The organism is Pseudooceanicola lipolyticus (genome assembly GCF_002786325.1).
GTDB classification, from domain to species: Bacteria; Pseudomonadota; Alphaproteobacteria; order Rhodobacterales; family Rhodobacteraceae; genus Pseudooceanicola_C; species Pseudooceanicola_C lipolyticus.
The window spans coordinates 22,510-47,842 of sequence record NZ_PGTB01000009.1 but is presented as its reverse complement, the minus strand read 5'-3'; the positions used below and the strand labels follow the sequence as shown (position 1 = coordinate 47,842).

Here is a 25,333-nt window from a genome sequence, read left to right as displayed (position 1 = left end):
ATGGGACTGTTGCTACTTTTCGGGGCCTTTGCCTTTTGTCTCGTCATCGGGGTCCCGGTTGCCTTTGCATTGGGCATCTCCGCGATTGCCGCTTTCTGGTTCGAAGGGCTGCCGCTGTTTGTCGGCTTCCAGCGCATCGTCGCGGGCATCAACGTCTACGCGTTCATGGCGATCCCCTTTTTCATCTTCGCCGGTGAATTGATGTTCCACGGCGGCATCGCACAGCGGCTGGTCCGGTTTGCCCAGGCCGCTGTGGGCGCGGTGCGCGGCGGGCTCGGCATCGTCAACGTGTTCTCGTCGATGCTGTTCGGCGGTATTTCCGGCTCGGCAATTGCGGATATCTCGGCGCTGGGATCGATCCTGATCCCGGTTATGAAAGACAAGGGATATGACGCCGACTATGCGGTGAACGTCACCGTGACCTCGTCGATTGCCGGGATCATCATTCCCCCCAGTCACAACATGATCATCTTCGCGCTGGCCACCGGCGGCGCGGTGTCGATCTCCAAGCTGTTTATCGCCGGCGTCGTGCCCGGTGTGCTGATGTGCATCTGCCTGGCCGTCGCCGCCTATGTCGTGGCCGTGAAACGGGGCTATCGGGCCGAGAAATTCCCCGGTTTTGCCGCGCTGGCCGTAGCCTTTGCCGCAGCCATTCCCGGCCTGTTGACGGCCGTGATCATCGTTGGCGGCGTGCTGTCGGGCATCTTTACCGTCACCGAATCCGGGGCCTTTGGCGCCATGTATGCCTTGGTGATCACCCTGCTGGTCTATCGGAACCTCACCTGGGAAAAGTTCAAGACCGCCGTGATCTCGTCGGTGCGCACCACCTCGATGGTGACAATCCTGATCGCCTGCGCGGGTGCGTTTGCCTATATGCTGACCTTTTACCGGGTGCCGGACAAGACCGTCGACTTCCTGCTGTCGGTCACCGAAAACCCGATCATGATCCTGCTGATGATCAATGCCGTGCTGTTGATCTTGGGAATGATCATGGACATGGCGGCACTCATTTTGATCTGCACGCCGATCTTTCTGCCGGTGATGAACACCCTGGGCATCGACCCCCTGCAGTTTGGCATGATCCTGCTGGTGAACCTTGGGCTTGGTCTGTGCACCCCGCCCGTGGGCACTTGCCTGTTCGTCGGCTGTGCGGTGGGTAAATTGCCGATGGAAAAAGCGGTGCGCACGATCTGGCCGTTTTACCTGGCAATCTTCGTGGCGCTGATGCTGATCACCTTCGTCCCGGCGATCTCGCTGACCCTACCCTACCTGATCATGCCCTAGGCCCCGATATCGGGGCCCGCCGGCAGGGTTGGCCGACCAAGGAGAACAAGAATGCTGACCATCAAACGGCTCGATGTGAAGGACGCACGCTTGTTGATCGATGGGGCGAAGGCCAAGGCCGAAGAAATCGGTGTACCCATGTGTATCGCCGTTACCGATGAAAGCAGCAATCTGCTGGCCTTCGAGCGGATGGATGGCGGAAAAATCCCCAGCATCACGCTCGCCATCGACAAAAGCTTTACGGCAACCGGAATCCGAAAGGGCACGCACGAACTTGGCGAGGCAAACCAGCCGGGCCAGCCGGCCCATGGGATTGCATCCGCCCTTGGCGGGCGGATGATGGTGATCGCCGGCGGACTGCCGATCCGCATTGACGGCGAGGTTGTCGGCGGCATCGGCGTCAGTTCCGGGACTCCAGCCCAGGATCTCGAGGTCGCCGAAGCCGGGATCCGAGCGCTGATCGAAACCCAATCCTCTGTCAAAAACTAAAGGAAGCAATCATGACCAAACCCGTCATCGGTTTCATCGGCCTCGGCCTCATGGGCGGAAACATGGTGGAAAACCTTCAGAAAAAGGGGTTCCAAATGGTCGTGATGGACCTCAACAAGGACGCGGTTCAGACCGTCCTTGATCGTGGCAATGCCACCGAGGCCGCGTCGCCGAAAGAACTGGCCGCGGCAAGCGACATCATCATGCTTTGCCTGACCACTTCTGAGGTCGTGGAAAAGATCGTCTATGGCGAAGACGGCATCCTGGCCGGCATCAAGGAAGGTGCGGTTCTGATCGATTTCGGCACCTCCATCCCGGCCTCGACCCGCAAGATCGGGGCGGACCTCGCGGCCAAGGGGGCCGGTATGGTCGACGCGCCATTGGGCCGCACTCCGGCCCATGCCAAGGACGGGTTGCTCAACATCATGGCGGCCGGTGACAAGGCGACATTCGACAAGGTCAAACCGGTGCTGGATCTGCAGGGCGAGAACGTCTTCTACCTGGGCGCGCTGGGCGCCGGGCATGTGACCAAGCTGATCAACAATTTCATGGGCATGACCACCGTTTGCACCATGAGCCAGGCCTTTGCCGTCGCAGAGCGCGCCGGCGTCGATCGCCAGCAGCTTTACGACATCATGTCGACGGGCCCGTCAAATTCGCCCTTCATGGGGTTCTGCAAGAATTACGCCGTGGATGGCGTGAGCGATCTGGGGTTCTCGATTAACAATGCCAACAAGGATTTGGGCTATTTCCTGAAAATGGCCGAGGATATCGGCACCCGGGCAGAGATCGCCGAAGGCACGTCGAGCAATTTGCAGGCAGCGGTTGAAGCCGGGCTGGGTGAAGGCAACGTTCCCGAAATCTACGATTATTTCGTGAAGCTCGGCGCCTAGGCCGAGGCTCTGTGAGGTCGGAATAGCTGGTTGGTGCGATGCGCTCTTTGACCAAGCCCCGCCTTCATCGGCCAGGAGCCGAGGCAAGGCAGCCCCCAGACCTGCGATCGCCAGACAATACCGCGCCTCTTCTCGACGATGATCGCCGGTGTCGCTGGGAAACGCACCACAGGGTTGTCAGGATACGCCGTTTGCACGGCGTTCGGCTTGAATTCTCAGGTCTGGCAATCCTGGACGACGCCAATTGTCGGGGCCGCTCGAAGCACACCGCATCCGTCTTCGCGTCTTAGGGCCGATGCCATGAAGCTGCGAAGACAGATGCCCAGATCAAAGCCGGGGTGTTTGTTGGCATCGACCAATGCGGCTACGTTGCACGCATCGCATGTCTTGCTATCTTGCAACTCCCGATTTGGCCGACCAGGGTGTTGGGAAGGCGCGCAAGGCCATCCCAGACCACATAGCAGCAGATCGGAAGCGCTCCGAGCCGCTGGCTGGCAGTTTTTGCAAGGGGTTCGACAGCGACCCTTGCCTCTCGTCCTCCGGGAGCTCGGACCGTTTGGTGCCGCCCGGTGACGCAGCATAGAAGGAGGAAGCAAATGTCCACGCGGCGCGCCAACGGCAAATTCCGGTCCCAGGAATGGTTCGACAACCCCAACAATCCGGGGATGACGGCGCTCTATATCGAGCGCTACCTAAACCAGGAATACACCCGAGAGGAATTGCAGGGCGACCGGCCCATCATCGGCATTGCCCAGACCGGCTCTGATCTGACACCTTGCAACAAGATCCATGTTTTCCTGATGGATCGCATCAAAGCAGGCATTCGCGATGCTGGCGGGATCCCGATGGAATTTCCTGTACACCCGATCCAGGAAACCGGAAAACGCCCGACGGCAGCCCTTGATCGAAACCTGGCCTATCTCGGGCTGGTTGAAGTCCTGCACGGCTATCCGATTGACGGGGTCGTGCTGACAACCGGATGCGACAAGACCACGCCCGCGATGTTGATGGGCGCGGTCACGGTGGACCTTCCCGCGATCACGCTCAATGGCGGTCCGATGCTGGATGGCTGGTGGAACGGGTCGCTGGCGGGCTCCGGCAGCGTTGTCTGGGAAAGCCGGCGGCTGCTGGCCAAGGGCGACATCGACTATGATGAGTTCATGGCGCGGGTCTGTGCCTCGGCCCCGTCGCTGGGCCATTGCAACACGATGGGAACCGCCAGCACGATGAACGCGATGGCAGAGGCCCTGGGCATGTGCCTGCCTGGGAACTCCGCCATTCCGGCGCCGTTCCGCGAACGCATGGCGATGGCCTATCAGACCGGGAAACGCTGCGTCGAGATGGTATTCGAGGATCTCAAACCATCTGACATCCTGAGCCGGAAATCGTTCGAAAATGCGATTGTGGTCAACTCGGCGATCGGCGGATCAACCAACGCCCCTCCGCACCTGCAGGCCATCGCGCGCCATGCGGGCATCAAGCTTGATGTCTCGGACTGGCAGGAGATCGGATATGATGTCCCGCTCTTGGTGAACATGCAGCCGGCCGGTGAATTTCTGGGCGAGGCATTTTTCCGGGCCGGCGGCGTTCCGGCCGTGATGGGCGAACTGAATGCTGCCGGGCGGATCCATACCGACGCCATGACCGCCTCCGGGAAACATGTCGGCGACACGCTGAAGGGATGGCGCAGCCGGGATGAGCGGGTGATCAAGACTTATCTCAACCCGATGCGTGAGAAGGCCGGTTTCATGGTCCTGTCCGGCAATCTTTTTGACAGCGCCTTGATGAAGACCTCGGTCATTTCCGCGGAATTCCGCGCGCGGTTCCTTTCGGCGCCCGGTTCGGAAAACATCTTCCGGGCCAAAGCGATCGTGTTTGACGGCCCCGACGATTACCACCAGCGTATCAACGACCCTGAACTGCAGATTGATGAGAAATCGATCTTGTTCATCAGGGGGGTCGGATGTGTCGGCTATCCCGGTTCGGCCGAAGTGGTCAACATGTTGCCGCCAGACGCGTTGGTGCAAAGCGGTATCGACCACCTGCCCACCGTGGGAGACGGGCGCCAGTCCGGAACCTCGGAAAGCCCTTCCATTCTGAATGCATCACCCGAATCCGTGGTCGGTGGCGGCCTCGCATTCCTCAAAACCGGCGATCCGATCGAACTCGATCTGAATCGATGCACGTTGAACGCCTGCGTGTCCAAGGAAGACTGGGAGAAACGCAAAGCCGATTGGCAGCCGCCCGAGCTGCGCCATCAAACGCCCTGGCAGGAGCTTTACCGCAAACACGTGGGTCAGTTGGCAAATGGCGGCTGTCTTGAATTTGCAACGGCCTATCATCGCGTGGCGCGGGATCTGCCCGTGGACAATCACTGACGAGCCGGACGCCGCCGGATGGATATGGGGCTTGCCCGGAGCAAGACGCGCGGCGGCGCCCTGAGGGATCAGGACAAATAACGACGGCCGCTCCTGTGCCGCCCCGAGCCGTCATCGATGCACAAACCCCCGAGGCCGCACGGCCCCGGGGGTTTGTTTGTCAGGGCATTAATTGGCGCATCGGCTGCCGCACGGCAGGCCCGCCCCGGCGCAAGGCCTCAGAAATGCACCGACCGGCTGTCCAGCGGATTTTGCTGCGGCGGCGCGAATTTCGTCAGGTTGATGCCCTTCACCGCCGATTTGTACTCTGACATCGTCGGCGTGCGGCCCAGGATCGCCGACAGCACCACGACCGGGGTCGAGGCCAGCAGCGATTCCCCTTTCTTGGTGTCGCTGTCGGCCACCACGCGGCCCTGGAACAGCCGGGTCGAGGTGGCCAGGACCGTATCGCCCTTGGCCGCTTTTTCCTGGTTGCCCATGCACAGGTTACAGCCCGGGCGTTCGAGATAGAGGATATTCTCGTATTCCGTGCGCGCCTTGGTCTTCAGGTTGAAGTCGTCGAACTCGAAGCCCGAATACTTCTGCAGAATCTCCCAGTCGCCCTCTTCCTTGAGTTCGTCGATGATGTTGTAGGTCGGCGCGGCAACGACCAGCGGCGCCTTGAATTCGACCTTGCCATTCGTCTCTTCGAGGTTCTTCAGCATCTGGGCGACGATCTTGATGTCGCCCTTGTGCACCATGCAGGAGCCGACAAAGCCCAGGTCCACCTTTTTTTCCGCCATGTAGTAGGAAATCGGGCGGATGGTGTCGTGGGTATAGCGTTTGGAGACATCGGCGTTGTTGACGTCCGGGTCGGCGATCATCGGCTCGTCGATGGCGTCGAGGTCAACCACCACCTCGGCAAAGTATTTCGCGTTGTCATCGGGCTTCAGCGCCGGCTTCTCGCCCGAACGGATCTGCGCGATGCGCTGGTCGGCAATGGCGATCAGGCCGGCGAGCATGCCGCTGTCCTGCTCCATCCCCTTGTCGATCATGATCTGGATGCGGTGCTTGGCCAGTTCGAGGCTTTCGATCAGCGTCTCGTCGTTCGAGATGCAGATCGAGGCCTTGGCCTTCATCTCTGCGGTCCAGTCGGTGAAGGTAAAGGCCTGGTCGGCCAGCAGGGTACCGATGTGCACTTCGATGATCCGGCCCTGGAAGACGTTGTCGCCATGTTGCGCCAGCATCTGCGCCTGGGTGGCGTGGACGACATCGCGGAAATCCATGTGCTCGGCCATCTCGCCACGGAAGGTCACCTTGACCGATTCCGGGATCGGCATAGACGCCTCGCCGGTTGCCAGCGCCAGCGCCACGGTGCCCGAATCCGCGCCAAAGGCGACCCCCTTGGACATCCGGGTGTGGCTGTCGCCGCCGATGATGATCGCCCAATCGTCCACGGTGATGTCGTTCAGCACCTTGTGGATCACATCCGTCATCGGGTGATAGACATTTTTCGGATCGCGCGCGGTGACGAGGCCGAACTTGTTCATGAAGGCCATCAGGCGCGGGATATTTGCCTCGGCCTTCTTGTCCCAGACCGATGCGGTGTGACAGCCGGACTGATAGGCGCCATCGACGGCGGGCGACAGCACGGTCGCGGCCATCGCTTCCAGCTCTTGCGCGGTCATCGGGCCGGTGGTGTCCTGGCTGCCGACGATGTTGACCTTGACCCGCACGTCCGATCCGGCGTGCAGCACCTTTCCCGGCGTCGCGCCGACCGCATTGGCGTTGAAGATCTTTTCCACCGCGGTCAGGCCCTGCCCCTCGTGGCTGACCTCGCGCGCGGGGGCAAAGACCTGCGGCGGCTCAATCCCGAGGATGTCGGCGGCAGTGGATTGCAGCTTCTTGCCAAAGACGATGGCGTAAGAGCTGCCGGCCTTCATAAATTCGACCTTCTGCGGCGTGAAGGAGGCCGACAGATCGGTCAGTTCGTTGCCGTCCTCGTCGAACAGCTTTTTCTTTTTCGTGTTGATCTTCAGAACCTTGCCGGTCTCGACCGAGTATTTCTGCTCAAGGATCGGGTTCCCGTCATTGCCGAGGATCGGCCTGCCGTCCTCGCCAGTCTTGCGAACCCAGTTCTTGAGGTCGATGCCGATCCCTCCGGTCACGCCGACCGTGGTCAGAAAGATCGGAGAGATGCCGTTGGTCCCGGCCACCACCGGCGCATAGTTGACGAAGGGCACATAGGGGCTGGCCTGCTTGCCAGTCCAAAGCGCGACGTTGTTGACGCCCGACATCCGGCTGGAGCCGACGCCCATGGTGCCCTTTTCCGCGATCAGCATGACGCGCTTGTCCGGGTGCTGCAGCTTCAGCTCCTCGATGTGTTTCTGAGCGGCCTCGTCACACATGCATTTCCCGTGCAGCTCACGGTCGGCGCGCGAGTGCGCCTGGTTGCCCGGAGACAGCAGGTCGGTGGAAATGTCGCCCTCGGCGGCGATGAAGGTGACAACCTCGATCTCTTCCTCGACCTCGGGGAGGGAGGTGAAGAACTCCGCCTGGGCATAGCTCTGAAGGATGTCTGTTGCGATGGCGTTGCCGGCCTTATGCGCCGCTTCCAGCCGGTCGGTATCTGCCTCGTAAAGGAACACCTGCGTCTTGAGGACATCCGCCGCCTGCCGGGCGATATCGGCCTCATCGCCCAGAGCAAGATCAAGCAGCACCGCCACCGAGGGCCCGCCCTTCATGTGCGACAGCAGTTCAAAGGCAAATTCTTGGCTGATCTCTTCGACCGCCGCCTCGCCCAGGATGATCTCTTTCAGGAACTTCGCCTTGACGCCGGCGGCGCTGGTCGTGCCGGGCAGCGTATTGTAGATGAAAAAATTCAGCGAGTCGGCCCGGTGCGCATGGTCCGGCGTCTTGATCTGCGTGATGATCTCGGCAAGCAGGGCGCCATCGTCGATGGGCTTGGGGTGCAGCCCCTGGTCCTTGCGTGTTTCGATCTCTTCAAGGTAGCTAGCATAGAGGGTCATTGGCTTATCCGCTGACAAGATATTACAGTTTTGACGGTCACAGGCCGAAGGCGTCCGGCAGCTGCGCATAATTGTATACTGCGGTATACAACATGGACGCCACGTGCAAGCCCCTCGCGCGCGACACGCTGCCCCATGCCCTGCACCGGACCTACCGCAGGCGCCGCTTTGGTACAGAATTCCACCCGATCCAATACAGCACAATCGCAGCCACCAGAATAACGAAGCGTGATCGCGTGGGTGCGATCGTGCAAACCCCCTCGCGCCAAGCCCAAAAGTTAAGCGCCTCTGGCCAGCAATAACCGTCCCGCCGCCACCGTTCGGCATATGGTGGCACGTTTGGTCAGATGATGGTGCGGCGGACCCAGGCAGCGACCCATTCGCTGGCGATGACGGTGCCCAGGATCAACAACAGGATCACCGTGACCTGGTCCCATGCCAGAACCGCCATCGAGGCGTTCAACTTCAGGCCGATACCACCCGCGCCAACCAATCCGAGAATGGTGCTTTCCCGAATGTTGATGTCCCATCGAAAGACGGAGATGCCCCACAGCGTCGGCATGACTTGCGGCACCACGCCATAGGTCAAAACCTGCACGGGTCCGGCGCCGGTTGCCTCGATGGCCTCGATCTGGGTCGGATCGGTTTCCTCGATGGCCTCATAGAACAGCTTGCCGATGAATCCGATCGAACGCAGCGCGATAGCGATGATCCCGGCCAGCAATCCGGGTCCGATGATCGTCACCAGCAGGAGCGCCCAGATCAACGAGTTGATCGACCGCGATGCAACGATGATGAACAGCGCGATCGGACGCAGAATGGTGGCCGAAGGTGTGGTGTTGCGCGCCGCCATCAAGGCCACGGGCACAGCAAGGATCACCCCGCCCATCGTGCCCAGCGTGGCGATGTTCAGCGTGTCCCACAGCGGCAGCATCAACTCGGGGAGGTAACCCCATTTCGGCGGAACCATCCGCGCACCGATATCGGCGGCTTGCCGCGGCGCATCGAGCACAAAGGCCCAGATGGTTGTCTGGGTCATTATCTGCCAGCACCAGACAAAAAGAGCGACCAGTGCCAACCAACCGGCCCAAAGCGCGAGTCGCACGGTCCGGCTGCGATAGGACCATGTGGCAGGAAGCGAAGCGGCGTGGGTCATTGCAGGAACTTCCTGAGATAGCTGGAGCTGTATTCCGCCACCATCACGATGGCGATGATGATCAACAGGATCGCTCCGGCGCTGTCATATTCGTAGCGGTCGATTGAAGTGTTCAGAGTGGCGCCGATCCCGCCCGCGCCGACGATGCCGATCACCGCGCTTTCGCGAAAGTTGATGTCCAACCGATATAGCGACAGGCCGATCAGGCGCGGCATCACCTGCGGCTGAACCGCATAGTTCAACAGCTGAAACCACGTGGCTCCGGTGGCGCGAATGGCCTCGGCCTGGGCCTCGTCGATCTCTTCGATATCGTCGGCGAGAAGCTTGGCGATAAAGCCGATCGTGGCGAAGGTCAGCGTGAGGAAGCCCGCGAATGGGCCAAAGCCGAACATCGCGACCAGGAAGATGGCAACAATCACCTCTTGCAGCGACCGGCTGACCGCGACGATGGCACGGCAGACAAGGTAGACCGGGCGCGGGACAAGGTTGCGCGCCGCCCCGATCCCGATAGGCACAGAAATCAGCACGCCGATCACCGTCGAGGTCAGCGTCATCGTCAGGCTTTCCAGGAGCCCCTGGCTGATGTCGCGCCAACGACTGGTGAAATCCGGCTGCAAGAAGCCCATGACGAAACGCTGGCCGCGCTCCAACCCCTCGGAAACACGCTGCCAATTGACCTCGATCGTGCCGAAGGCCAGCGCGAGATACAGCAGGACCGCGATCTGTAGCGCAACCCGCAATCGCCGGTCACGTATGATCTGGGGCGGACGATGCCATGTGCCCGGGTATGGCGCACTCATGCCCCGACCTCAGCGAGATGCTGCAACGCGTCACTTTCGGCAGCGGCCTGTTCGGCGTCCCCCTTGCGCATGGCGTCCCAATCCTCGGCGCCATAAATCTCGGTAAGCGACGCCTCGGTCAACTCGACCGGGGAGCCATCGAACACCACCTGCCCGGCGCGAAGACCCACGATGCGCTGCATGAATTGCCGCGCCAGCGGCACGTCATGGATGTTGACGATGGCAGGCAGATCGCGTTCGGCGCAGATTTCTGTCAGCAGGCGCATGATCTGGCGGCTGGTCTTGGGGTCGAGGCTGGCGGTAGGTTCGTCCACCAACAGCAGATCGGGCTCTTGCGCCAAGGCTCGGGCAATGCCCACCCTTTGGCGCTGTCCACCGGAAAGCGCATCGGCGCGCTTGTTCGCATGGGCCAGAAGTCCGACCCGGTCCAACAGTTGATAGGCGCGCTGGATGTCCTTCGACTGGTACCGGCGCAGGAAGCTGCGCCAGAACGGCACATAGCCCAACCGTCCGGAAAGCACGTTTTCCATCACCGTCAGCCGTTCGACCAGCGCATATTCCTGAAAGATCATGCCGATCCGTCGGCGCTGCCGGCGCAGATCGCTGCGCCCCAGAGCCACCAGGCTCATACCTCCCAGCCGGATCTCGCCCGCGCTCGGCTCGACCAGGCGGTTTATGCAGCGGATCAGAGTGGATTTCCCGGCACCCGACGGGCCGATCAGCCCGACGATCTGGCCCTTGGGTACCTGCAAGGACACCTCGGTCAGGGCGGCGTCGCCGGTCCGGTAGATCTTGGACAGGGAGACAAGTTCAAGCATGGGTGTGGCTTTCGCTGAACGGCCAGGCGGGACATTGCCCGCCTGGCCTGCATTGCGGCATCGGTTACTGGCAGTCGTAAGAGACGCCGTTGGCCTCGTCGATCTTGCGGATCACCGACCAGTCCTCTTTGAAGCTGATCTCAATGAACTGGGCTTCGCCGTTCTTGCCGAATTCCTCTTCCAGCCCGGTGCCGGTCCAGTCGAAGCTGAAGAACGCCTCGCGGATGCTGTCCTGAAGCGCGGGCGTCAGGTTGTAGGCCACGCCGTAACCGGTCGTCGGGAAGGTCTGCGAGGTGTAGATCACGTTCATCTGGTCGTCCGAGACAACCTCGCGCTCGATCATCCGCGCCTTGACGGAATTCGCGATGGCCGCCGCCGGATAGTCCTTGTTGGCGACGCCGAGGATCGAATTGTCGTGCTTGCCGGAGAACACCGGCTCGAAATCGCGGCCCGCTTCCATGTCGAAATCGGCCTTCAGGATCGCCGAGGGTGCCTTGAAGCCCGAATTCGAGGTTTCCGAGGTGAAGGCCATCTGCCCGCCCTTGATATCCTCAACAGCAGTGATCCCCGAATCCGGGTGGGTGATGATCTCCATTTCGTAACCGAAGGAGCCGTCTTCGCCCGCCATCATGGCGAAGGGCCGAAACCCGGCGCAGGCCACGGCCAGCGGATTGGAACCGGTGTTGAACCCCGCCACATGCAGACGACCGGCGCGCATCGCCTCGATCTGGGCGGCATTAGACTGGACCGGGAAGAACTGGACGCTTTTGCCGGTGACTTCGCTCATGTGGTCGAGGAATTCGGACCAGACATCGGCATAGACGGCCGGGTCTTCGACCGGGGTATAGGCAAAGATCAACGTCGACGGGTCGATCTGATCGGCGGCATCCGCCGGGATATCGGCCACGAGATCGCCATCGGCATCGGTATAGCGGTCGCCCAGCTGGAATTCTGCCAGGACGGGTGTCGCGCAGAAGGCCGCAACCGTTGCGCCGGCAATGCTGTTGGAAAGAAAGGACATGGTGTCTCCGTCGGAAGTGCGGTCGGTGCCGCGTGAGGAAATTGACAATCGGTCTGGCGCCCGGCTCGATGCGAGGGGCGCGATTCATTCGATAATTCATGAATTATCATTTCATCAAGCGCGCCGTGACAGTCATTGCCGAGAAAATTCAGTTTTTACAAAATCTTCACACTTCACCTTCCGGCCTCGCTCTCCGGCCCGATGGCAAGAAAAGGCCTTGCAGACAGGTGAGATCGTGCATGTTTCGATCGATGGACAAGTCGTCAATGCCGGGCCAAAATCTTTAATTTGATAATTCATGAATTCACAAAACTTTTACAAGGCATTCGTAACAAGGCGCCGAGCTTACCAACACTGACAGGAGAATGTCTGCTCATGCGCACCCCTACCCTCACCGCCATTGCCCTCGCGCTGCCAGGCGTCGGCTTCGCTCAAGACGCTGTTCAGGTTGACGGGTCGTCGACCGTCTTCCCAGTGTCCGAAGCCTTTGCCGAGGAGTACCAGATCTCAACCGGCAACCGCGTCGTGGTTGGCGTTTCCGGCACCGGCGGCGGCTTCAAGAAGTTCTGCCGCGGCGAAACCAGCTTTTCCGGGGCCTCGCGCCCGATCAAGACCGAGGAAGCCGAACTGTGCGCCGAAAACGGCATCGAGTTCCTCGAAATGCCCGTCGCGATGGATGCGCTGGCCGTTATCGTGAACCCGGAAAACCCGATCACCTGCATGTCCGTCGAAGAGCTAAAGACGGCCTATGAGACCGAAGCGCAGGGCAAGATCGACAACTGGAACCAGCTGAATCCGGAATATCCCGATCAAACGCTGACCCTGTTCGGCGCCGGCACCGACTCGGGCACGTATGACTACTTCACCTTTGCCATCATCGGCGAAGAAGGTGCCTCGCGCGGGGACTTCACCGCCACCGAAGATGACAACATCACCATCCAGGGCGTGTCGACCGACCCCGATGCCATCGGCTTCCTGGGTCTGGCCTATGTCGAGGAAAACCGCGGCCGCGTGAAGCCGCTGGAGATTTCCTATAACGGCGGCGAGTGTGTCGAGCCCTCGACCGAGAACGCGGCCTCCGGCACCTACCAGCCGCTGACCCGCCCGCTGTTCATGTATGTCAACAAGGCGCATCTCGACGAGAAGCCTAACGTCGAAGACTTCGCCAAGTTCTTCTTCGATCCGGCCCACGCCATCGATCTGGTTGCCTCGACGGGCTATCTCGCGTTGCCCGAAGCCGCCTTTGTCGCCGCGGAAGCAAAGATTGCCGCCCGCCAGACCGGCTCGTTCTTCGATGGCGGCTCCAAGGTTGGCGTGACGCCCGACGACCTGCTGGCCGCGAACTAAGACCTTTCTCGATCCGGCGGTGGGACCTCGGCCCCACCGCCCCTGTTCCGGCCAAGCGAGGTCATCGTGTCCGACACTTCCATCCCCACCTCGGCAGAGCTGATCCGCAGCGGCTTTGTCCGGCGCAGACGCTGGATTGCGCGCGGCATGAAGGTTTTCCTGTTTCTCTGCGCGGCGTTGTCGGTCTTCGTGACCACCGCGATCGTCTTTATCCTCCTGCGTGATTCCTGGGATTTTTTCGTCAACGTACCGCTGTTCGACTTCCTGTTCGGAACGATGTGGACCCCGGTCTTCGCCAACCCGCAATTCGGCGTGCTGCCGCTGTTGGCGGCGACCCTGCAGACCGCCGGGCTGGCGATGATCATCGCCGTCCCCTTCGGCCTGATCATGGCGGTCTATCTGAGCGAATATGCCCGCCCCGCCGTCCGCGAAACGATCAAGCCCGCGCTGGAGATGCTGGAGGCCGTGCCCACCGTGGTCTACGGCTATTTCGCGCTGCTGGTGATGACGCCCTTTCTGCAAGGCATCATTCCGGGCCTGAAAGGCATCAACCTGCTGGTCCCTGGCATCATCCTGGGCATCATGATCCTGCCCTATGTCGTTTCGGTCAGCGAAGACGCCATGCGCGCCGTGCCCAACAGTTTGCGCGAAGGCGGCTATGGCCTCGGCATGGCGAAATGGCAGGTGGCCACACGCATCGTCATTCCCGGCGCCTTTTCCGGCATCACCGCGGCCTTCATTCTCGGCATGTCGCGGGCGGTGGGAGAAACGATGGTCCTGGCCGTCGCCGCCGGCCAGAACCCCAATTTGACATGGGATCCCCGCGAAGGCGCCGCAACGATCACCGCCTATATCGTCCAGATGAGCCTAGGCGATGTGGCACATGGATCAATCGCCTACCAGTCGATCTTTGCCGTCGGGCTGCTGCTGTTCGTCATCACGCTGCTCTTCAACATCATCGGCTTCTACCTTCGCCGCAAATTCCGCGAGGCGTATTGAGATGACCACGACCACCGAAGGCACCCTCGACGCTGCCGTGACAACCGATCAAACCGCCTTCGACGCGGTGCGGCGGGCCAAGAGAAAAGATATCCTGTTTGCCGCCGGCGGCCTTGTCGTCATGGCCCTCGCCATGACCCTGCTGCTGTCATTGATCGGCGATCTGGTGATCCGGGGCGCCGCGCGTATCGACTACGCCTTCCTGACAAGTTATCCGTCACGCTTGCCCGAACGGGCCGGCATCCTGTCGGCCTGGGTCGGGTCTCTGCTGGTTATGCTGGTGACCGCCTTCCTCGCCATTCCCATCGGCATCGGCGCGGGGCTCTACCTCGAGGAATATGCCCGCAAGGGGTGGCTGTCGAATTTTATCGAGATCAACGTCTCGAACCTCGCCGGGGTGCCCTCGATCATCTACGGCCTGCTTGCGCTCGGGCTTTTCGTCTACGGCTTCAGCCTCGGCAAGACGATCCTCGTCGCGGGAATGACGCTGGCGCTGCTGATCCTGCCGATCGTGATCGTCTCGACCCGCGAAGCGGTGCGCGCGATCCCACGAGTGATCAAGGAAGGCGCATACGGGCTTGGCGCCGACCAATGGCAGGTGATGTGGAACTACATCATCCCTGCCGCGCGCCCAGGTATCCTGACGGGTGCCATCGTGGGCCTGAGCCGCGCCATCGGCGAGACCGCCCCGATCATCACCATCGGCGCGCTGACCTTCATTGCCTTTCTGCCGCCGCCGCCGGTGACCGGCGATTTTCCCTTCATCTCATTCGCCTGGCTGAACGACGGTTTCACCGTGCTTCCGATCCAGATGTTCAACTGGGTGTCCCGCCCCCAGGCCGAATTTCACATTGCTGCCGCCGCAACCGGCGTTGTTCTGATCGCCTTGACCTTCTCGCTCAACGGCATCGCGATCTGGATCCGCTATCGGCTGCGCCAAGGCTACAGGAACTGATCCATGACAGACACATCCATGACGCATGACGCGGCGCCGACACACACCGAAGCCAAGCCCGCGGCCAGCCCGCAAAAGGCCGGCATGCCGCCGCCGATCAAACCTTCCGCCGAACGCGACCCGCTGCGCGCTCGGATCGAAAATTTCAGCTTCTATTACGCCAATGGTCATCAGGCGATCAAACATGTCGACATGCCGATCCTCGACCGGAAGATCACCGCGATCATCGGCCCCTCGGGATGTGGCAAGTCGACCTTGCTGCGCAGCCTGAACCGGATGCATGATCTCTATCCGGGCAACCGTTACGAAGGCAAAGTGATCCTTGAACCCGAGGGCGAGAACCTGATTGGCCCGGAGGTCGATCCGGTGCTGGTGCGCCTGCGCGTGGGCATGGTGTTTCAAAAGCCCAATCCCTTTCCGAAGTCGATCTATGAAAATGTCGCTGCCGGCCTGCGCGTGCGCGGTATCAAGAAACGGTCGCTGATCGACGAGGCGGTGGAAAGCGCCCTGCGCCGCGCCGCGATCTGGGACGAGGTGAAGGACAAGCTGCACGGTTCCGCCTATGACCTTTCGGGCGGACAGCAGCAGCGGCTCTGCATCGCGCGCGGGCTGGCGCCCAACCCGGAGATCCTGCTGCTGGACGAGCCGACCTCGGCGCTCGATCCGATCGCCACGGCCAAGGTCGAGGATCTCTTGCAGGAACTGTCAGAGACCGTGACCATCGTGATCGTCACCCACAACATGCAGCAGGCGGCACGCATCTCGCATCGCACAGCCTTCATGTATCTCGGTGAAGCGATGGAATTCGGGGACACCAACCAGATCTTCACCACCCCCAGGCACCCGCGCACCGAAAGTTACATCACCGGCCGGTATGGATGAGCATGGCCATGGCTTCCAACCCGCATCTGCTGAAATCCTTCGAAACGGCGCTGGAGGTTCTTCGCCAGAGTTTCAAACGCATGGGTACAATGACCGCAGAGAACTGTAGCCTGGCGACATCCGCCTATCTCGCCTCCGATGAGCCCCGCGCGCTGGAGGCGATCACCCGCGACCTCGATATAGACACGGCCTTCGAAGAGTTGCGCGCCGATTGCTTTGACGTGCTGTTGAAGTTTCAGCCGGTGGCCAAGGATTTGCGGCTGGTCATGGGCATCGAGCACGCGGTGGGCAACCTTGAGCGCGCGGGCGACCATGCCAAGACCATCGCCCGGCATGGGATTGCCAAGCCGGCCCGGAAAATGGCACCCGCCGAAGCCGGTCAGATCGCGGATATGGCCGCCCTTGTCGCGCGCACGCTTGAACTGAGCGTGACGGCGCTGGTTGACAATTCCACCGAGGCCGCAAAGCAGGTCCTGGTTACCGATGAACGGATTGACGCCTATAGGGATGCGGTGTTCGACGCGGCAATGGTGGCGCTTGGGCAGGGCCGGGCCCAGGCGCAGGCTTCGGTGGGGCGCCTGTTCGTTGCCACCGCGCTCGAGCGGATCGGAGACCACGCCACCAACATCGCCGAAGAAGTTCTGTTCGTATCGCGCGGCATTCCACCAGGCGCGACCAGAACCGGATCGGATTTCGGATGACCTGGGCGCGGGCATCGATCGCCACGGACCTCGTGTTCGAATTCGACGATATCCTGCTTGAGATCGAATGCCTGCGGGTCCGGCGCGGAGGCAAGCTGGTGCATCTCGGCTCGACCGAGTTTCTTTTACTGGTCGCCCTGATCGAAAGGCCCGGCAAAACCTGGACACGCGCCGCGCTTGTCGATCGCGTATGGGGCCAGGAAACGACAATCGACAAGCGCACCGTTGATACCCACATCGCGCGGCTGCGCAAAGCGCTGGGCCAGACGGATAATAGATATCCGATCCGCACGATACGCGGCGTGGGATATGCGCTGGGCTGAGAGCGCGGTGCTCGGCTGTTGCGGTCCTCTGGCGGCCTCCTTGAAACGATGCTAGATATACGGCCTTGGGCGGTGTGATGCTGATATCGGCTGGGCAACCTCCTTCGTGCAGTGGTCTCAGGCTTCGAAATCGGACAGGCGTGAACGAAAAGGCAAACATCTCGGCGCTCGCTGCTCTTGCGCATCCCGGGCGCATGGCGGTGTTTCGCCTTTTGGCGCGGCGCACGCCCGACACCCTTTCAGCCGGAGAGTTGACCGAGGCGCTGGAGCTGAAGCCCAGCACGCTTTCGGTCTATCTGGGGATCCTGACGCGCGCGGGCCTGATCCAACAGTCGCGGCGCGGGCGCTCGCTTCACTACAGCATCGACCTCGCGCTGACCGGCTCCCTGATCGAATACCTTGTAAACGATTGTTGCCGGGGCCGGCCCGAGCTTTTGGCGACCTTGCTGTCTCAGGGCCAGCCCGATCAGGCGCTTGGCCAGAAGCAGATTTTTAACGTGCTGTTCGTGTGCACCGGCAATTCCACCCGGTCGATCTTTGCCGAGGCCATTCTCAGGGCCGAGGGGGGAGAGCGGTTTCGCGCCTTTTCGGCCGGAACGCAGCCGCGCAAAGACCTCAAGCCGCTTGCCGCCGAGGTGCTGCGCGCCCGGGGACATGACGTGTCGCTGTTCTATCCGAAAAGCATCGAGGTGTTTTACGAACTCTCTGCACCCCGGATGGATTTCGTGTTTACCGTTTGCGATCGTGCCGCCAACGAGGAGTGCCCTCCGCTGCTGGGCCAGCCGGTGACGGCCCACTGGGGCATGTCCGACCCGGGCAAGACCGAGGGCAGCGATGCCGAGCGTGCGCTGGCGTTCAAGCAGAGCTATACCACCATGGAACGCCGCCTGAAGGCTTTCATCTCGCTGCCGCTCCCATCGCTGTCGCGGATCTCCTTGCAGAGGGAACTGGACGATATCGGCCAGATGCTCGAGGCGACCAAGGCGATTTGATCCGCGCGCCCAGAACGGCCCCATGTCTCGTCGCCGGTGTCTTCGCTGATTTTGGGGGCTTCCGGCCCCCACCAAAACCGCCCGCGCCGGAATGGCGCTTGCCTGACATGGGCTTTTGGCACACCCCCTGCGACGATTTTCCTGCCAGAACGCTCTCAAACCACCAAAAACGGCAATCAACCCATGGCATTGGCAACGACTTGCCTGCCCTGCACGGCGACTTGCACTCCGTCAAAGGTGCCTATTTCCCGTTTGCTTTTAGAGACCTGATGGTGACCCCGGCAGGATTCGAACCTGCAACCTGCCCCTTAGGAGGGGGCTGCTCTATCCAGTTGAGCCACGGGGCCACGCCGCCCTGCTCTTACCGTCACCGGCGCCGAATGTCATGGCTTGATTTCCCCACCCCCGCCGCAGGTCGGAACAGGTTGTTGAATGGTCTCGTGAAGTTGCGGTAACGTGGGGATATTGTTCCTTTCGAAAGTTGTTCCCCGTGACACTGGATGCCAAACGCCCGCTGACCCTGCGCGATGTTTCCGAAGCGTCGGGCGTGTCCGAGATGACGGTCAGCCGGGTGCTGCGCAACCGGGGCGACGTCTCGGACACCACCCGCGAACGGGTGCTCGCCGCAGCGAAAGAGCTGGGCTATGTGCCCAACAAGATCGCCGGCGCGCTGGCCTCAAGCCGGGTCAACCTGGTGGCGGTGATCATCCCGTCGCTGTCCAACATGGTGTTCCCCGAGGTGCTGACCGGCGTCAACCAGGTGCTGGAAGACACCGTGCTGCAGCCGGTGGTCGGCGTCACCGACTATCTGCCGGAAAAGGAAGAGCGGGTTCTGTACGAAATGCTGTCCTGGCGCCCCTCGGGGGTGATCATCGCCGGGCTGGAACATACCGAGGCCTCGCGGGCGATGCTGGAGGCGGCAGGCATTCCGGTGGTCGAGATCATGGATACCGACGGCAAGCCGGTCGATGCCATGGTCGGCATCTCGCACCGCCGCGCCGGGCGCGAGATGGCCAAGGCGATCCTCAAGGCCGGCTACAGCCATATCGGCTTCATGGGCACCAAGATGCCGCTGGACCACCGGGCGCGGAAGCGGTTCGAAGGGTTCACCGAGGTGCTGGCCAAAAGCGGCGTCGAAATCGAGGACCGCGAATTCTATTCCGGCGGCTCGGCGCTGGCCAAGGGCCGGGAAATGACCAAGGCGATGCTGGACCGCTCGCCCGACCTGGATTTCCTCTATTATTCCAACGACATGATTGGTGCCGGCGGGCTGCTCTACCTGCTGGACCAGGGCATCGAGGTGCCAAAACAGATCGGGCTGGCCGGGTTCAACGGGGTGGAGCTGTTGCAGGGCCTGCCGCGCAAGCTGGCCACGATGGATGCCTGCCGGCTGGAGATCGGGCGCAAGGCGGCCGAGATCATCGCCGCGCGGCTGGCCGAGCCGGCGGTCGAAATCGAACAGCAGGTGACGCTGACGCCGACGATCAGCTATGGCGACACGCTGAAACGCTGGTAGGCCCTTGTGGCACTGCCCCGCCTCGACACCCGCACTGCGCGCCGGCTGTTCCTGCACCGCCACGCGCTGGCCGAAGCGCCCAGCGGCCCGGCCAAGGGCGCCGACCTGCAGCAGCTGATCCAGAGGCTGGGCTTTGTCCAGATCGACAGCATCAACACCGTGGCGCGGGCGCATGACCTTATCCTGTTCGCGCGCCGCCCGGCCTATCGCCCGAACCATCTGAAACGGCTGTACGAAGCCGACCGGGCGCTGTTCGAACACTGGACCCATGACGCCTCGGTTATCCCGATGGCGTTTTTCCCGCACTGGCACCTGCGGTTCCGGCGCGACGCCGCGCGGCTGAAACAGCGCTGGAAAAGCTGGCAGGGCGAGGAATTTCACCACCGGTTTGACAGCGTGCTGGCGCATATCCGCGACAACGGCCCGGTCAGTTCCTCCGAGGTCGGCGCCGATGAAGAACGCAGCAGCGGCGGCTGGTGGGACTGGCACCCGTCCAAGACCGCACTGGAATTCCTCTGGCGTTCCGGAGCCGTGACGGTGGTTGGCCGCGACGGGTTCCAGAAACGCTATGACCTGACCGAACGGGTGATCGACCAGGCGCTGCTGCACACCGCCGCGGTGCCGGACGAGGCTGAAAGCGTCGACTGGCTGTGCAGCGCCGCGCTGGAGCGGTTGGGCTTTGCCACGTCCGGCGAAATCGCCGCGTTCTGGGACATCGTGCGCCCGGACGAGGCCAAGGCCTGGTGCGCGGCGCAACAGGCGGCGGGCGCGCTGATCCCGGTCGAAGTGGTCTGTACCGGCGGCGCGCTGCGCAAGGTCTTTGCCCGCCCCGACGTGATCGAGCAGGCCGAGAACGCGCCCGCGCCCAGCGGGCGGATGCGCGCGCTCAGCCCGTTCGACCCGGCGCTGCGCGACCGCAACCGCGCCGAGCGCCTGTTCGGGTTCCGCTATCGCATCGAGATCTTCGTGCCCGAGGCCAAGCGCAGCTATGGCTATTACGTCTTCCCGCTGCTGGAAGGCGACCGCATCGTCGGGCGTATCGACATGAAGGCGCATCGCGACCAGGACGTGCTGCGCGTTACCGCGCTGTGGCCCGAACCCGGCATACGCTGGTCCGCCGCCCGCACCGGGCGGCTGGAGGCCGAACTGACCCGCCTCGCCCGGCTGGCCGGGGTGGCCAGGGTGGCATTTGCCGATGACTGGCTGAGGGCCCCGAAATAGGGCCTGCCCCCCCTTATTTCAGGAACCCGCGCTCTTCGATCAGCGCCAGCAGATCCTTCAAAGACTCCTCGACCGGGCGACCCGAGGTGTTGAGCTGCGCCTCGGCACGGGCATAGAGCGATTCCCGGCTGGTCAGGATCGATTTCAGCTGTTCCATCGCCTCGGGATTGCCCGCCATCGGCCGTTCGTCGCCCTGGGCGCGGACGCGGGCCATGTGTTCGTCGGGCGTGGTTTTCAGCCAGATGGTGTGAAAATGCCCCAGCAGCGAATTATAGGTCTCGGGCTCGACCACGATACCGCCGGCGACGGCCAGCACCATGGCGTCATGGGTGCAGATCACCCGCTCGACCGCCTGCGCCTCCAGCCGGCGATAGCCCTCCTGACCGTAGAGCGCCAGCACCTCGTCCACCGGCATGCCGCTGTGGTCCTCGATCTCGCGGTTCAGCTCGACAAAGGGCACGCCCAGCGCCTTGCCCGCCATCGCGCCCAGGGTCGATTTGCCCGCCCCGCGCAGCCCGACCAGGCAGATGCGGCGAGCGCGCTTGGTTTCGATCGGCTCGGGGCTCAGCTTGCGCATCACCGCCTGCTGCACATCGGCGCTGGCGGCGCGGAACAGGTCGGCCACCCGGTTCACGTCGGACGACCACGGGTCGTCCTCGCCCATCAGCCATTCGATCCGATGGTCCAGCGCGATGGCCACGCGCTGCAACAACCCGATCGAGATATTGCCCTCGCCGGCCTCGAGCTGGGCGAGGTAGCGCGGCGACACGCCGGAAATCTCGGACAGCACGCGGCGCGGAATCCCCTTGAGTTCGCGCGCCTTGCGCACGCGCTCGCCCACGCGGCGGATCAGCGCCGCCACCGCATCATCGGAGGACCGGTGCACCGGGTCGGGAGAGGTTTCGCCTCGGAAATTCGTAATCTCGGTCATGCCCGCCGCGCTTGTGTGATATATTGCACAATCTACGACGGGACCGGGCCTCAGGCAATCCGTTTCCAAACCGTTACAGCGGTTCTGTGCCGCGTCGCCCTCAGGCGCGGATCAGCGGTTCGACGATTTCGCGAATTTCAGGCGGCGGTTCGCGGGTGTCGACGGTGGCCGCACGGGTGAACACGCAGGTGAAATTGCCTTCGAAACACAAGACGCCATCCTGCCGTCCCAGCACCCGGAACGAGATCGAGGTGCGGCCCAGCCGGGTCGGCCAGACCTCGCATTTCAGCCGGTGGCGCGGGGTCACGGGTGCACGGAAATCCAGCGACAGATGTACGAACGGGGTCCCGAACCCGCGATCCAGTTCAAGCTGATACCAGCCGTCCCCGCCCAGGACATGTTCCCACCAGGCGTCGATGGCCTCCAGCGCAAAGACCGGCAGGCGCCCGGTATAGGCAATCCTGGCCGGGTCGCAATCGCCCCAGCCGACGCGGATTTCATGTTCGAACACTGCGGGCCCCGATGCATCGGCCATTCAGTAGGTTTCCACGTGATAACGACCGTCTTCGCGCATCGCGTCGCGGATATCGGTCCATTTCATGCCAATGCCGCGGGCGATGTCCGACAGCGCCTCTTCCACGCCCTTCTCCATCGCCTTCAGACCACAGATATAGATATGTCCGTTCGGATCCTTCAACAGCGCCTCGACCTGCGACCGGTCCTCGCGCAGCTTGTCCTGTACATATTGCTTGGGCGCACCATCCTCGCGCGAGAAGGCGAAGACCTTGCGCATGAAGGTTTCGGGCACCTTTTTCAGCGGGCCGAAATAGGGCAGTTCGCCGGGCCGCCGCGCCCCGAAGACCAGCGTCAGCGAATTCTTCAGCGACGGGTATTCGCGCTGCCGCCGCATGGTAAAGCTGCGGAACGGGGCCGAACCGGTGCCGGTGCAGATCATCAGCAGATGCGCCTCCGGATCCGAGGGCAGCAGGAAGGTGGCGCCGAACGGCCCCGTCACTTTCACCGTATCGCCCGGCTTCAGGTCGCAGACATAGTTCGAGCAGAGGCCCTTTTCCTCGCGCTTCACCGTCAGCGAGACGTTGTTGTATCCCGGCCGCTCGCCATCGCGCGGCGAAGACACGGAATAGAGCCGCGGCAGGTGCGGCTTGCCGGCATCGTCGCTGCCCGGCGGGATGATGCCCAGCGACTGGCCTTCCAGCACCGGAAACGGCTGGCCGCCGAAATCCAGCAGGATCAGCCGCACGTCGCTGTCGCTATCGGCATCGGTCAGGCGGTAATTGCCCTGTACCTTGGCCTCGGCCGGCTTGCCGAGGTTGTACATGTTGACGGTCGGCTTTGACGCCGTGGCCGGCGCCTTGGCCTTGCCACCCGCGCCGGCATGGGCCTCGGCCAACAGGGCGGCCATCGCCTCGTCCAGCGTGTCGAGATCGGCATCGGCATCCTCGGCGGTTGCGATCTCTTCCTGCTCGGGCAGTTCCATCCACTCGTATTGCTGTTCCAGCGAATAGGGTTCGTTCACCACCCGCCATTCGTCGATGGACCCGGTGGGACAGACCGGGATGCAATCCATGCAGAAATTACATTTGGAGGCATCGACGACGACATTGTTGTCGTCATGCTCGATGGCCTGCACCGGGCAGGTCATCTCGCAGGTGTAACAGCGGATGCAGATTTCGGGGTCGATCAGGTGCTGCTTGAGCGGCTTGTTCATTGCGACTGGCGTTTCCTGGACAGGATCAGCTCTGGAATTGTCAGAGCGTCGATCAGTTCCGCGCACAAGCCATTGCAATTGCTGCAGCCGACACAGGCGCAATTGAGCGCGCCCAGCTCCGCCATCAGGGCCGAGGTTTGGGAGGTGTCGGGTTTGCTGCGAACGATTTCCATGACTGATACTCCGAATAGAAAAAGGGCCGGTTGCAATCAGATTGGTAGAACGAGCTTTGGTCTAAGTCTGTGACACAGCACTCACTTTACCACAGTTTCCCCCAGCATACGATCTTGCGTCGCGTGGCGGCCTGCCGGCTGGCGGTGAAGGGGCGGCGGCCGCCCCTTCCCGGCCCGGGTATCGGCGCGATCTAAGGCGCGACCGGTTGGGTCAGGCCATGTGCAGTTTGACGTATTCGAAATCGCCGGGCTTGTTGTCGATCCCGACTTTCGGCGGCGCGATCCAGCCGGCGAACTTGCCGGGTTCATAGACTGGTTTCATCAGCGACTGGATGTAGTCGCCATCGGCCTTGGTCGGCAGCCACTCGTCGCGGCGCTTGTTCCATTCCTCGGACGAGATGATCTTGCCTTCGGGATCGACCGCGACCGCACTGAACACGCCGATCTGGCGGTGAAAGCCCTCATGCGGCAGCTTCAGCTCGAACTCGATCCCGTGTTTATCGATGATCTTGTTCCAGCGACCCACGCCACCGGCAGCGTCGCGGATATAGTCGTCGCGCAGCCGCATGTTGATCGCGGTCAGCGCCGGCGCCTCTTCGGTGACGATCTTGCCGTCCTTGATGGTGCAAACCTGATAGGTCGCATCCTTCAACTGGTGATCGTCGTCGATCCGCATTTCCATAAAGCGGCCCTTGATCCCGGCGTTGAAGGCGTTCGCCGCGTTGGTCGACACCTCCTGCCCGAACAGGTCCAGCGACAGAGTGTAATGCAGGTTCAGCTTTTTCTGGATCGTGGGCAGGTCGATCACCCCCAGGTCGCGCACCTTGTTGATGTCATAGGGGTCGGTGATCCCGGCCTCGTTCATGCGCTCGCAGGTTTTCTGGATCACCCGGCCAACCCCGGTTTCGCCCACGAACATATGGTGCGCCTCTTCGGTCAGCATGAAGCGGCAGGTGCGCGACAGCGGGTCAAAGCCGGATTGCGCCAGCGATTCCAGCTGCATCTTGCCGTCACGGTCGGTGAAATAGGTGAACATGAAGAAGGACAGCCAATCGGGCGTTTCCTCGTTGAAGGCACCCAGCATCCGTGGCGCCTCGTCCGAGCCCGACGAGCGGACCAGCAGTTCGTCCGCCTCTTCCCGGCCGTCACGGCCGAAATATTTCTGCAGCAGGTAGACCATCGCCCAGAGATGGCGCCCCTCTTCCACGTTCACCTGGAACAGGTTGCGCATGTCATAGAGCGAGGGCGCGGTCAGGCCGAGGAACTTCTGCTGCTCGACCGATCCTGGCTCGGTATCCCCCTGGATCACGATCAGGCGTTTCAGCATATTGCGGTATTCGCCCGGCACTTCCTGCCAGGCGGGCTGGCCGTAATGTTCACCACAGGGGATCTTGCGGTCCTCGACCTGCGGCGCAAGCAACACGCCCCAGCGGTATTCCGGCATCTTCACATAATCGAACTTGGCCCAGCCCTTGGGATCGACCGACACGGCGGTGCGCAGATAGACCATCGATTCCTGGAAGTTCTGCGGGATCAGGTGGTTCCACCAGTTGATATAGCCGGGATGCCATTTCTCCAGCGCCTTCAGCACCTTCTTGTCGCTGGAAAGCCCGACATTGTTGGGGATCTGGGTGTCGTAGCTGACATTGATGAGATCGAGCATATTTTCCTCCGTTTGGGCCGGGGAAGGATGAGGTTGCCCGCATCCTGCGCCGGA

General features: G+C 62.1%; 23 protein-coding genes and 1 tRNA gene. 13 read left to right on the top strand and 11 right to left on the bottom strand.

Features of this window, described 5'->3' with window-relative positions; translation table 11 throughout:
- The 4 genes from CVM52_RS05290 (at nucleotide 1) to CVM52_RS05275 (ending at nucleotide 5,044) form a co-directional block, all read left to right on the top strand.
- Nucleotides 1–1,284, top strand: a complete 1,284-nt coding sequence (locus tag CVM52_RS05290; RefSeq protein WP_100161503.1) for a TRAP transporter large permease — start codon at nucleotides 1–3, stop codon at nucleotides 1,282–1,284.
- A gap of 51 nt (nucleotides 1,285–1,335) precedes the next feature.
- Nucleotides 1,336–1,773 (top strand): GlcG/HbpS family heme-binding protein, encoded by a 438-nt coding sequence (locus CVM52_RS05285; RefSeq protein WP_100161502.1) that lies wholly within the window; start codon nucleotides 1,336–1,338, stop codon nucleotides 1,771–1,773.
- Between the two features lie 11 nt (nucleotides 1,774–1,784).
- Nucleotides 1,785–2,666 (top strand): NAD(P)-dependent oxidoreductase, encoded by an 882-nt coding sequence (locus CVM52_RS05280; protein ID WP_100161501.1) that lies wholly within the window; start codon nucleotides 1,785–1,787, stop codon nucleotides 2,664–2,666.
- A gap of 596 nt (nucleotides 2,667–3,262) precedes the next feature.
- Nucleotides 3,263–5,044: an IlvD/Edd family dehydratase gene (locus tag CVM52_RS05275; protein WP_100161500.1), complete on the top strand. Its 1,782-nt coding sequence runs from the start codon at nucleotides 3,263–3,265 to the stop codon at nucleotides 5,042–5,044.
- A gap of 218 nt (nucleotides 5,045–5,262) precedes the next feature.
- On the opposite strand, the gene CVM52_RS05270 is transcribed toward CVM52_RS05275, so the two are convergent.
- The 5 genes from CVM52_RS05270 to phnD all read right to left on the bottom strand — a co-directional run bounded on the left by CVM52_RS05270 (nucleotide 5,263) and on the right by phnD (nucleotide 11,847).
- Nucleotides 5,263–8,052: a bifunctional aconitate hydratase 2/2-methylisocitrate dehydratase gene (locus CVM52_RS05270; RefSeq protein ID WP_100161499.1), complete on the bottom strand. Its 2,790-nt coding sequence runs from the start codon at nucleotides 8,050–8,052 to the stop codon at nucleotides 5,263–5,265.
- 343 nt (nucleotides 8,053–8,395) lie between these two features.
- Complete coding sequence (gene phnE, locus CVM52_RS05265; protein ID WP_100161498.1) at nucleotides 8,396–9,208, bottom strand: phosphonate ABC transporter, permease protein PhnE; 813 nt, start codon at nucleotides 9,206–9,208, stop codon at nucleotides 8,396–8,398.
- Nucleotides 9,205–10,008, bottom strand: coding sequence for a phosphonate ABC transporter, permease protein PhnE (gene phnE, locus CVM52_RS05260; RefSeq protein WP_100161497.1), 804 nt, complete (start codon nucleotides 10,006–10,008; stop codon nucleotides 9,205–9,207). The genes phnE (CVM52_RS05265) and phnE (CVM52_RS05260) overlap by 4 nt, the downstream gene beginning before the upstream one ends.
- Entirely contained in the window at nucleotides 10,005–10,826 is an 822-nt protein-coding gene (gene phnC, locus CVM52_RS05255; protein WP_100161496.1) for a phosphonate ABC transporter ATP-binding protein, read from the bottom strand. The genes phnE (CVM52_RS05260) and phnC overlap by 4 nt, the downstream gene beginning before the upstream one ends.
- Nucleotides 10,827–10,890: 64 nt before the next feature.
- On the bottom strand, nucleotides 10,891–11,847 hold the full coding sequence (gene phnD, locus CVM52_RS05250) for a phosphate/phosphite/phosphonate ABC transporter substrate-binding protein (protein ID WP_100161495.1): 957 nt from the start codon (nucleotides 11,845–11,847) through the stop codon (nucleotides 10,891–10,893).
- Between the two features lie 375 nt (nucleotides 11,848–12,222).
- Between phnD and CVM52_RS05245 the strand changes: the two genes are divergently transcribed.
- The 7 genes from CVM52_RS05245 to CVM52_RS05215 all read left to right on the top strand — a co-directional run bounded on the left by CVM52_RS05245 (nucleotide 12,223) and on the right by CVM52_RS05215 (nucleotide 18,046).
- Complete coding sequence (locus tag CVM52_RS05245) at nucleotides 12,223–13,194, top strand: PstS family phosphate ABC transporter substrate-binding protein (RefSeq protein WP_100161494.1); 972 nt, start codon at nucleotides 12,223–12,225, stop codon at nucleotides 13,192–13,194.
- A gap of 66 nt (nucleotides 13,195–13,260) precedes the next feature.
- A complete protein-coding gene (gene pstC, locus CVM52_RS05240; RefSeq protein ID WP_205964885.1) occupies nucleotides 13,261–14,193 on the top strand; it encodes a phosphate ABC transporter permease subunit PstC in 933 nt (310 codons plus the stop codon).
- Nucleotide 14,194: 1 nt separating this feature from the next.
- Nucleotides 14,195–15,148, top strand: coding sequence for a phosphate ABC transporter permease PstA (pstA, locus tag CVM52_RS05235; RefSeq protein ID WP_100161493.1), 954 nt, complete (start codon nucleotides 14,195–14,197; stop codon nucleotides 15,146–15,148).
- A gap of 84 nt (nucleotides 15,149–15,232) precedes the next feature.
- Nucleotides 15,233–16,030, top strand: coding sequence for a phosphate ABC transporter ATP-binding protein PstB (gene pstB, locus CVM52_RS05230; RefSeq protein WP_100161526.1), 798 nt, complete (start codon nucleotides 15,233–15,235; stop codon nucleotides 16,028–16,030).
- Between the two features lie 8 nt (nucleotides 16,031–16,038).
- Nucleotides 16,039–16,731, top strand: a complete 693-nt coding sequence (phoU, locus tag CVM52_RS05225) for a phosphate signaling complex protein PhoU (RefSeq protein WP_172720915.1) — start codon at nucleotides 16,039–16,041, stop codon at nucleotides 16,729–16,731.
- Nucleotides 16,728–17,054, top strand: a complete 327-nt coding sequence (locus tag CVM52_RS05220; protein ID WP_100161491.1) for a winged helix-turn-helix domain-containing protein — start codon at nucleotides 16,728–16,730, stop codon at nucleotides 17,052–17,054. The genes phoU and CVM52_RS05220 overlap by 4 nt, the downstream gene beginning before the upstream one ends.
- A 74-nt stretch (nucleotides 17,055–17,128) precedes the next feature.
- The gene (locus CVM52_RS05215; protein ID WP_306372750.1) at nucleotides 17,129–18,046 is read left to right on the top strand and encodes an arsenate reductase/protein-tyrosine-phosphatase family protein; all 918 of its coding nucleotides are present in this window, start codon (nucleotides 17,129–17,131) and stop codon (nucleotides 18,044–18,046) included.
- A 270-nt stretch (nucleotides 18,047–18,316) separates the two neighbouring features.
- Here CVM52_RS05215 and CVM52_RS05210 read toward each other — a convergent pair.
- Nucleotides 18,317–18,393: transfer RNA gene (locus CVM52_RS05210), tRNA-Arg, on the bottom strand.
- Nucleotides 18,394–18,536: 143 nt separating this feature from the next.
- On the opposite strand from CVM52_RS05210, the gene CVM52_RS05205 reads away from it, so the two are divergent.
- On the top strand, nucleotides 18,537–19,562 hold the full coding sequence (locus CVM52_RS05205; protein WP_100161525.1) for a LacI family DNA-binding transcriptional regulator: 1,026 nt from the start codon (nucleotides 18,537–18,539) through the stop codon (nucleotides 19,560–19,562).
- A 6-nt stretch (nucleotides 19,563–19,568) separates the two neighbouring features.
- Nucleotides 19,569–20,783 (top strand): winged helix-turn-helix domain-containing protein, encoded by a 1,215-nt coding sequence (locus tag CVM52_RS05200; protein ID WP_100161489.1) that lies wholly within the window; start codon nucleotides 19,569–19,571, stop codon nucleotides 20,781–20,783.
- 13 nt (nucleotides 20,784–20,796) lie between these two features.
- Here CVM52_RS05200 and CVM52_RS05195 read toward each other — a convergent pair whose 3' ends face one another.
- From CVM52_RS05195 to boxB, 5 genes are all read right to left on the bottom strand, one after another.
- Nucleotides 20,797–21,714, bottom strand: coding sequence for a helix-turn-helix transcriptional regulator (locus CVM52_RS05195; protein ID WP_100161488.1), 918 nt, complete (start codon nucleotides 21,712–21,714; stop codon nucleotides 20,797–20,799).
- 100 nt (nucleotides 21,715–21,814) lie between these two features.
- On the bottom strand, nucleotides 21,815–22,249 hold the full coding sequence (locus tag CVM52_RS05190; RefSeq protein WP_100161487.1) for an acyl-CoA thioesterase: 435 nt from the start codon (nucleotides 22,247–22,249) through the stop codon (nucleotides 21,815–21,817).
- Nucleotides 22,250–23,443, bottom strand: coding sequence for a benzoyl-CoA 2,3-epoxidase subunit BoxA (boxA, locus tag CVM52_RS05185; protein WP_100161486.1), 1,194 nt, complete (start codon nucleotides 23,441–23,443; stop codon nucleotides 22,250–22,252).
- Nucleotides 23,440–23,616 carry a hypothetical protein gene (locus tag CVM52_RS26815; protein WP_172720914.1) on the bottom strand — a complete coding sequence of 59 codons (177 nt, stop codon included), beginning with the start codon at nucleotides 23,614–23,616 and terminating at the stop codon, nucleotides 23,440–23,442. Before CVM52_RS26815 ends, boxA begins: the two co-directional genes overlap by 4 nt.
- A 211-nt stretch (nucleotides 23,617–23,827) precedes the next feature.
- Entirely contained in the window at nucleotides 23,828–25,279 is a 1,452-nt protein-coding gene (boxB, locus tag CVM52_RS05180) for a benzoyl-CoA 2,3-epoxidase subunit BoxB (RefSeq protein ID WP_100161485.1), read from the bottom strand.
- Nucleotides 25,280–25,333 lie beyond the last annotated feature (54 nt).